The following is an 8,184-nucleotide window of genomic DNA, read 5'->3' as shown; positions in this document are numbered from 1 at the left end:
CCAAGCTCGACCTCCCCGCCGAAAACAACCCGGAGCTGTGATGACGCTGCGGCACAAGTTCGTCGAAGGCGCGCCCGACGCGCCCGTGCTCCTGCTGCTGCACGGCACCGGCGGCGGCCCGGACGACCTGCTCGGCCTGGCGCGCGAGCTCAGCCCGGACTCCGCCGTGCTGGCCCCGGCCGGCCCGGTGTCGGAGCACGGCGCCGCGCGCTGGTTCCGGCGGCTGGCCGAGGGCGTGTTCGACCACGAAGACGTCGTCAAGCGCGCGAACGAACTCGCCGACTTCGTGCTCGAAGCCGGTGAGGAGTACGGGTTCGGTGGCCGTCGCCTGGTCGCGGTCGGCTTTTCGAACGGCGCCAACATCGCGGCCGCCCTCGTGTTGCTGCGGCCCGACGTCGTGCGCGAAGCCGCGCTGTTCGCTTCGATGTCACCGGTGCCGGAGCCGCCGGAGCACGACCTCAGCGGCTCGCGCGTCTTCCTGGCCAACGGCGAAAACGACCCGATGGCGCCGCTGGCGTCGACCGGGGAACTGATCCGGTTGCTGCGCGAGCGCGGTGCCGACGTCGTCACCCAGCGCCATCCCGGTGGGCACCAGATCACTGTGGACGGTGTCCGCGCCGCGGCCGAGTGGATCAAGAACTAGCGTTTGTACGGAGCGTATACCGGGCGGCCCTACGATCGGGCGATGACTAACGAGGCACTACAGCGTGCCGGCAAACTGCTGGACGCGGTCATCCTGGCCGACGGGCACAACGACCTGCCGTGGGAGCTGCGGCAGCACGGCGGCCCGAACCCGGTCGAGGCGGCCGCGTCGCTGGACCTGACCGTCCGGCAGCCGGCCCTGCACACCGACTTCCCGAAGCTCGCCGACGGGAAGCTCGGCATGCAGTTCTGGTCCGTCTACGTGCCGTGTGAGTTCGAAGGCCACAGCGCCGTGACCGCCGTCCTCGAACAGATCGAGGTCGTCCACCAGCTCGCCGAGCGCTACCCCGACCGGCTCCGGCTGGTCGACACCGCCGACGAAGCCGAGGCCGCGTTCGCCGACGGCCGGATCGCGTCGCTGCTCGGCGCCGAGGGCGGGCACAGCATCGCCGAGTCGCTCGGCGTGCTGCGGATCCTGCGCCGCCTCGGCGTCCGCTACATGACGCTGACGCACAACTTCAACACCACGTGGGCCGACTCGGGCACCGACGAGCCGGCCCACGGCGGGCTCACCGAGTTCGGCCGCGACGTCGTGCGCGAGATGAACAAGATCGGGATGATGGTCGACCTCTCCCACGTCGCGCCGTCGACGATGCGGGCGGCGATGGAGGTCAGCTCGGTCCCGGTGATCTTCAGCCACTCCTCGTGCATCGCCGTCAACGACCACCCGCGCAACATCCCCGACGACGTCCTGGCGAAGCTGCCCGGCAACGGCGGCGTCGCGATGGTCACCTTCGTGCCGGCGTTCATCTCGCCGAAGGTCGCCGCGTGGGACCAGGAGCTGAAGGCCGCCATGGAAGCCGCGGGCCGGGAGTACCGGAACCTCGCCCAGCGCGGGGAGTTCGTGAAGGAGTGGGACGGCCCGGTCAAGCCGAAGGCCACGGTCGACGACGTCGTCGCGCACGTCGAGCACGCCCGCGAGGTGGCCGGCGTCGACCACATCGGCCTCGGCGGCGACTACGACGGCGTCGGCACGCTGCCGGAAGGGCTGGAGGACACCTCCAAGTACCCGGTGTTGTTCGCCGCGCTGCTCGAGCGCGGGTGGAGTGAGGAAGACTGCGCGAAGCTGGCCGGGAAGAACACGCTCCGCGTCCTCCGGGAGGTCGACGGCTTCGCCCGTTAGGGGGTTTGAGGCGGCGCTCCCCGCGTGCCGGACGGACACTGGGCACATGACGCACGCGCGCGGGGGCGCGGCCGACCGCCCCACCGGACCTGCCCACCACGACCACCCCGGCACCGACGCGCCGGGCCGGCACCAGCTCGACGAAAACGACGTGCCCGAAGGCGCCCTCGAGCCCGCCGAGCTGCGGGCCGGCGACGTCCGGCCGGGCGCCGAGGAGGCCACGCCGGTGCGTCCGGCGCCGGCCAGGCCCGCGCCCGGGAAGATCAAGCGGACCCGGATCAGCGGCACCTGGGTCGCGGTGATCGCCGGCCTGGTCGTGCTGGTCCTGCTGCTGATCTTCATCCTGCAGAACCTGGACTCGGTGACCGTGCACTTCTTCGGCGGCGAGGGCAGCCTGCCGCTGGCCATCGCGATGCTGTTCTCGGCCATCGGCGGCGCGGCGCTGGTCGCGCTGATCGGCGGGGCCCGGATCCTGCAGCTCCGCAAGCAGGCCCGCCGCCGCTGAACGCGTCACTTTCGTAGGGAAAGTGATCCGGAGTCCGCACTCCACGTCACTTTCCCTACGAAAGTGACGTCAGACGATGATCGAGGTCATGGTCAGCATTACCTCGCAAACGTTTTCGTCGCCGGTCGTGCGGACTCGGGTGACGTCGGCGGTGTTGCGGGTGCAGAGCCGCCAGAACGTGTCCAGGTCCGTCGTCACCGTCGCCAGCGGGGTGCGTGACGGCGGCGCGCCGCGGTCCAGGACCCAGCCGTCGCGCTCGCGGCGGGCGTACCACTTGCCGGCCCCGGTGACGGTGTAGCCGACCTGCTTGCCGACGCGCGCCTCGACGTCACGCAGGGTGTGCGGCAGCGCGCGGACGAACGTGTCGGCGATCGGCTCGGCGTACTCCGCCTCCAGCGGCGTGTGCTCCAGCGCTTCGCGCAGCTGCACGTGGTGAACCCAGAACTCCGAGTAGTCCCGGGCCGCGTCCAGCCAGCGCGGCGCGGGCTCGTCGCCGGCCCAGCTCACCGGGTCGCCGACGGCGTCGAGGTCCAGCTTCGCCCAGTACTCGGTCGTCTGGCCCATGAACTCGTACATCATCGTGAGCAGGACGTCCGTCGAGAGCCGGCGGCAGGCGACGACCCACTCCTCGTTGATCCGGTCGATGAAGCGGGGGAACGGCTCACCCGGACGGGGGGCTTCCGAGGTGTGCCCGTCGCGGCTTCGGGACAGCCGGCCGACCTTGTCGCCCAGCAGGTGGGCGGCGATGTCCTGGACCGTCCAGCCAGCGCACATCGTCGGCCGCGTCCAGTCTTCCTCGGTCAACGCGCCGAGCAGGGTCATCAGCGCCTGCTCTTCCTTCGAGAAGTACGGGAGGACGTCGATCGGCGGACCCCAGCGCGTCGGACTCATGTGGGCATCCAAACACCTCCATTCGGCCTACCCACAGGTAGCATCACCGCGTACGCAGAGGGGAGTGGGCTCGTGAACGCAGAGCGACCGAACGGCCGGGGTACCGGTGACGAGGTGGCCGACCTGGCCCGCCGCGCCGGTCAGCTGGCCGGCTGGGCCGCGCGCACGGGGTTCGCGCTCGGGCGCAAGCTCCCCGGCGTCGAGACCGCCGAACGCGGGGTCCGGCAGGTGGAGCGGCAGCTGCTGACCGAACTGCGCCGCCGGCTCGACGAGGTCGACGACCCGTACCACGCGGCGCTGACCGCGGCGTCGGCGATGAACCGGTCCTCGGTGCCCGGGACGGTCGAAGCCACCGTGACGATCGTGCCCGCGCGCGACAACGCCCTCGAGCCGCTGCGCGCCGCGATGGCCGAGCTGCTCAACCACTCCATCGGCTTCGGCCGCGACCGCGCCCGCGAATACTTCTACGCGATCATCCTGCGCCAGCTGACCCCGGACGAGGCCCGCATCCTCTCCGCGCTGTCGGACGGCTCGCCGTTCCCCGCGGTCGACGTCGTCGAGCGGACCGGCCTCGGCGGCACGGGCCGGGTCGCGCTGCGCAACGCGTCGACGGTCGGCAAGGCGGCCGGCGTGTCGCTGCCCGACCAGGTTCCCGGCTACGTGACGCGGCTGATCGGGCTGGGCCTGGTCGACCTCGACGAAGAGGTGCCGTCGCTGGAGACGCAGTACGAGATCCTGCTGACCGACGAGACCGTGCGCGACGCGGAGAAGCACGTCAAGCGCGCGAAGTACGTCCGGCGGACGATCCACATCTCGCGCCTGGGCGCGCAGTTCTGGCAAGCCTGCGACCCGAGCCTCGGCTGACCGGATGGGGTCGTTCCTCGCCGGCATCGTCGCCGACTTCGCGCAGCACTGGCCCCTCTACGTCTCGATCCCCGTCGTCGCCGCGCTGATCGGCTACGGCACCAAGCTCGTCGCCATCCGGATGATGTTCCAGCCGGTGGAGTTCATCGGCGTCAAGCCGTTTCTCGGCTGGCAGGGCATCGTGCCCAAGCGCGCCGCGCGGATGGCGAGCATCGCCTGCGACACGATGACCGAGCAGCTGATCAAGCCGGCCGAGGTCGTCGCGCGGCTGGACGCGTCCCGCATCGCCCAGGAGATCGAGAAACCGCTGCTGGCCGGCGTCGAGGACATCGTCCGCGAGGTGGCGGGGCACTACCAGCCGGGCCTGTGGGAGTCGCTCCCGGTCCGCGTGCAGCGCCTGGTGATCGAGCGCGTCCAGCACGAGTCGCCGCGGATGGTCGCGGCCGTGCTCGACCTGATCAAGTCCGATGTGGACAACGTGTTCGACCTCAAGGGCATGGTCGTCACCAGCCTGGTCAAGGACAAGCGCCTGCTCAACCGGATCTTCCAGGAGGCGGGCGCGAAGGAGTTCAAGTTCATCGCCCGCTCGGGCCTGGTCTTCGGCGGCGCGATCGGCGTCATCCAGATGGTGGCGTGGGTGCTGTTCAAGTTCCCGCCGATCATGCCGATCTTCGGCTTGTTCACCGGCTGGTTCACCGACTGGCTCGCGCTGCGGATGATCTTCTACCCGATCGAGCCCCGCCGGTACTTCGGCGTCCAGTGGCAGGGCCTGTTCCTGAAACGGCGCGCGGAGGTCGCGGAGGCCTACGGATCGCTGATCGCGAAGGAGATCATCACCCCGCACAACGTCATCGAGGCCATCCTGCACGGCCCGCTGTCGGACCGCGTGCTGGCGCTGATCCAGCGCCAGCTGGACCGGGAGCTCGGGAGCGTCGCGAAGCCGGTGCTGGTGTTCGCGGTGGGTTCGCGCAAGTACCAGGACATGAAGCTGGCGATCGCGTCGCAGATCATGTCCCGGCTGCCGGAGACGATGCGCTACATCGAGGACTACGCGACCGACGCGATGGACATCCGGAACGTGCTGGTTTCGAAGATGAAGCAGCTGTCCCCCAAGGAGTTCGAGCGCTTGCTGCGGCCGGCGTTCGAGCAGGACGAGTGGATCCTGATCGCGACGGGCGCGGTGCTGGGGTTCGCGGTCGGTGAGGCGCAGGTCCTGGTGCTGGAGCACCTGGCGGCTTAGCCGACGTCGTACGCCTCCCGCGCCGCGGCGACCTTGGCCCGGTGCTTCGCCGCCCAGGCCGACAACGCGTGCAACGGCTCGTCCAGCTCCGCCGCGTGCGGTGTCATCGTGTACTCCACCCGCGGCGGAACCTCCGGGTACACCTTCCGCGTCACCAGCCCGTTGCGCTCCAGGCCGCGCAGCGTCAGCGACAGCATCCGGCGGGAGACGCCGTCCAGCGCGCGCTCCAGTTCGCTGAAGCGCCGGGCGCCGTCGCCCAGCTGGACCAGGACGCGGATCGCCCACTTGTCGCCCACCAGGTCCAGGACCTCGCGCAGGGAACACATCTCCGCCGGAAGAACTTCGCCGTTGTCCACCGCTGTGACCTCATTCGTAACAGGAGTGTGCCGTCGTACCAGGAAAGTGCCGTCTTCCAGCGGGAACGCCGGCGGTCCACGATCGATTCCGGCAAGCACCGGAAAGGAACCTGGAATGACGAAGACAGTGCGGTTCGCCGTCGAAGGCGGGCCGGAAGTGCTGGAGCTCGTGGACGTCGAGCTCGGCGACCCCGGGGCCGGGGAACTGCGGCTGCGGGTGGAGGCGATCGGGCTCAACCGGGCCGAGGCGATGTTCCGCTCCGGCACCTACTTCGAGCGCCCGGACGCGTTTCCCGCGAAGCTCGGGTACTCCGCGTCCGGGATCGTGGAAGCCGTCGGCGAAGGGGTCACCGGGTTCGCGGCCGGCGACGCCGTCAGCACCGTCGCGGGCTTCTCGATGCGGGACTACGGCGTCTACGGCGAGGCGGCCATCGTGCCGGCGTCCGCCGTCCTGCGCCGTCCCGAAGGGCTCGACGCCACCGAAGCCGTCGCGTTGTGGGGGCCCTTCCTCACCGCGTACGGCGCGATCGTCGAAGAAGGGAAAGTCCGGCCTGGGGACCACGTGCTGATCACCGCCGCCTCCAGCAGCGTGGGGCTGGCGACCATCGACGTCGTCAACCACATCGGCGCCATCCCCATCGCCGCCACGCGCACCGCCGCGAAGAAGCAGCGGCTCCTCGACGCCGGTGCCGCGCACGTGATCGTCACCGGCGACGAGGACATCACCGGGCGCACGCTCGAAATCACCGGGCAGCGGGGCGCGGAGTTCGTCTTCGACGCCGTCGCCGGGGACGGCGTGCGCAAGCTCGCCGCCGCCACCGCGAAAGGCGGGACGCTCGTCGTCTACGGCGCGCTCGACACGAAGGAAACGCCGTTCCCGCTGTGGTTCGTGCCCACCATGCGGCTGTTCAACGCCTTCGACCTGACCCTGGACCCCGAACGGCTCGCCCGCGCCGGGCACTTCGTCCGTGCCGGTGTCCGGGCCGGAACATTCCGGCCGCGCGTGGACCGCGTCTTCGACCTCGACGACGTCGCCGCGGCGCACCGGTACCTCGAGGCGAACGGGCAGTTCGGGAAAGTGGTGGTCGGCGTGGGCGGCTGAGCGGGCGAGCAAGTCCACCCGAACGGCCGTACACCTGGACGTATCCCGGCGCTTACCTTGCGCCTCTACTGTGCGTCACGACTACGACCGGGCGGGGGAGCCCATGACTGCCGAACCTTGGCCGCAGGAGATCCGGCTGGCGGTGACCATGGTCGGGGGTGCCAGCCTCGCGATCTGGATGGGCGGGGTCGCCACCGAGACGTCGAGGCTGCTGCGGGAATCGCATGGGACCGCCGAGCCCGGGCGCTACCGCAAGCTGCTCGACGTCCTGCGCGCCACCGTTTCGCTCGACGTCCTGACCGGGACCAGCGCCGGCGGGATCAACGCCGCCTGCCTCGGGCTCGCGGAAGCCTTCGGGTCCTCGCCGGGGGTGCTGCGCGACACCTGGATCACCACCGGCTCGCTGGAGAACCTGATCCGGGACGCGCGCGAACAGGCGCCGCGGTCGGTGCTCGACGGGGACCGCGTGCTGCTCGACGACCTCGAAAAGGTGCTGTGCGAGATCACGGCGAAGGGCACGCGGCCCGTCGAGGAACCCGACGTCACCGTGTTGCTCACCGGCACCATGATCGACGGCGAGACCACCCGGTTCGACGACGCGCTCGGGAACCTGGTGCGGGACACCGAACACCGGATGCTGTTCCGGTTCTGCGGTCCACTGTGGACGAACGGCGTGGAGGCGCCGCTCGCGCTGGCGGCCCGCTCCACCGCGTCGTTCCCCGGTGCGTTCGAGCTGTCCCGGATGCCGATCGGCACCGGCGGCACCGACCGCCTCCACCCCGACATGACGGCCTACACCGAGCTGACCCGCTCGCACTGGCTGACCGACGGCGGGGTGCTGCTGAACAAGCCGTTGCGGCCGGCGCTGCGCGAGATCTTCGAACGCCCGTCGCACGCGGACGTCCGGCGGCTGTTGCTCTACGTCGTGCCGACCGGGGAGAAGGTCGCCGACGCCGTCGAGTGCGACGCGGCGAACCCGCCGCTGTTGTCGAACGCGATGGCGAAGGTCGTCAACACCGTGATGAGCCAGTCGATCAGCGCCGAGCTGGACGAGCTGACCCGCCACAACGACGCCGTGCTGCGCGCCAGGGACACCCGGGTTTCCTTGGCCGCGCTGGGGTTGCGCGGCGGGCCCGAGAGCCTGGTCGACCAGCGGATCGCCACCGCGTACCTCGAGCGGCGGACCGCCGAGGACGCCGCCGAGCTGGTCCGGGTCGCCGCGCGGCGGTACGCGCTGTCCGAAGCGGACACCCCGGACCGGGAGTGGGCGTCCGGGATGTCGCGGCAGCTGCGCGCGATCGCCGTCACCGGGCTGAGCGCCGGTGTGCCGGCTGGGCCGCCCGCCGGGAGCCTCGCGGTCGCCGACCTGGTCGGCTACCGGACGACCGCGCTCGACGACGC

At 70.7% G+C, this 8,184-nt stretch carries 9 protein-coding genes; 7 read left to right on the top strand and 2 right to left on the bottom strand.

The window, feature by feature from the left end; genetic code table 11:
* The first annotated feature begins 40 nt into the window (after window positions 1-40).
* Genes G3I65_RS39090 through G3I65_RS39080 form a run of 3 tightly spaced genes read left to right on the top strand, consistent with a single transcriptional unit; the run spans window position 41 to window position 2,330 of the window.
* Window positions 41-643 carry an alpha/beta hydrolase gene (locus G3I65_RS39090; protein WP_160700546.1) on the top strand — a complete coding sequence of 201 codons (603 nt, stop codon included), beginning with the start codon at window positions 41-43 and terminating at the stop codon, window positions 641-643.
* A 42-nt stretch (window positions 644-685) separates the two neighbouring features.
* On the top strand, window positions 686-1,825 hold the full coding sequence (locus G3I65_RS39085; RefSeq protein ID WP_160700545.1) for a dipeptidase: 1,140 nt from the start codon (window positions 686-688) through the stop codon (window positions 1,823-1,825).
* A gap of 46 nt (window positions 1,826-1,871) precedes the next feature.
* On the top strand, window positions 1,872-2,330 hold the full coding sequence (locus G3I65_RS39080; RefSeq protein ID WP_160700544.1) for a lipopolysaccharide assembly LapA domain-containing protein: 459 nt from the start codon (window positions 1,872-1,874) through the stop codon (window positions 2,328-2,330).
* 69 nt (window positions 2,331-2,399) lie between these two features.
* Here the strand turns inward: G3I65_RS39080 and G3I65_RS39075 are convergent, their stop codons facing one another.
* The gene (locus tag G3I65_RS39075; protein ID WP_160700543.1) at window positions 2,400-3,221 is read right to left on the bottom strand and encodes a maleylpyruvate isomerase family mycothiol-dependent enzyme; all 822 of its coding nucleotides are present in this window, start codon (window positions 3,219-3,221) and stop codon (window positions 2,400-2,402) included.
* Between the two features lie 72 nt (window positions 3,222-3,293).
* On the opposite strand from G3I65_RS39075, the gene G3I65_RS39070 reads away from it, so the two are divergent.
* The gene (locus tag G3I65_RS39070; RefSeq protein WP_160700542.1) at window positions 3,294-4,085 is read left to right on the top strand and encodes an Abi-alpha family protein; all 792 of its coding nucleotides are present in this window, start codon (window positions 3,294-3,296) and stop codon (window positions 4,083-4,085) included.
* Between the two features lie 4 nt (window positions 4,086-4,089).
* Window positions 4,090-5,325, top strand: a complete 1,236-nt coding sequence (locus G3I65_RS39065) for a DUF445 domain-containing protein (RefSeq protein WP_160700541.1) — start codon at window positions 4,090-4,092, stop codon at window positions 5,323-5,325.
* Here G3I65_RS39065 and G3I65_RS39060 read toward each other — a convergent pair.
* A complete protein-coding gene (locus G3I65_RS39060; protein ID WP_125308098.1) occupies window positions 5,322-5,681 on the bottom strand; it encodes a helix-turn-helix domain-containing protein in 360 nt (119 codons plus the stop codon). The two genes, G3I65_RS39065 and G3I65_RS39060, sit on opposite strands and share 4 nt — an antisense overlap.
* 115 nt (window positions 5,682-5,796) lie before the next feature.
* Here G3I65_RS39060 and G3I65_RS39055 point away from each other — a divergent pair, with 115 nt between their 5' ends.
* On the top strand, window positions 5,797-6,783 hold the full coding sequence (locus tag G3I65_RS39055) for a zinc-dependent alcohol dehydrogenase family protein (protein ID WP_160700540.1): 987 nt from the start codon (window positions 5,797-5,799) through the stop codon (window positions 6,781-6,783).
* Window positions 6,784-6,886: 103 nt separating this feature from the next.
* A partial coding sequence (locus G3I65_RS39050) for a patatin-like protein (protein WP_160700539.1) occupies window positions 6,887-8,184 on the top strand: 1,298 nt, incomplete at its 3' end.

Origin of the sequence: Amycolatopsis sp. SID8362, assembly GCF_010550475.1 — a bacterium.
Taxonomy (GTDB): Bacteria; Actinomycetota; Actinomycetes; order Mycobacteriales; family Pseudonocardiaceae; genus Amycolatopsis; species Amycolatopsis eburnea.
The sequence above is the reverse complement of the archived record's forward strand: the minus strand, read 5'-3'. Positions and strand labels throughout refer to the sequence as shown.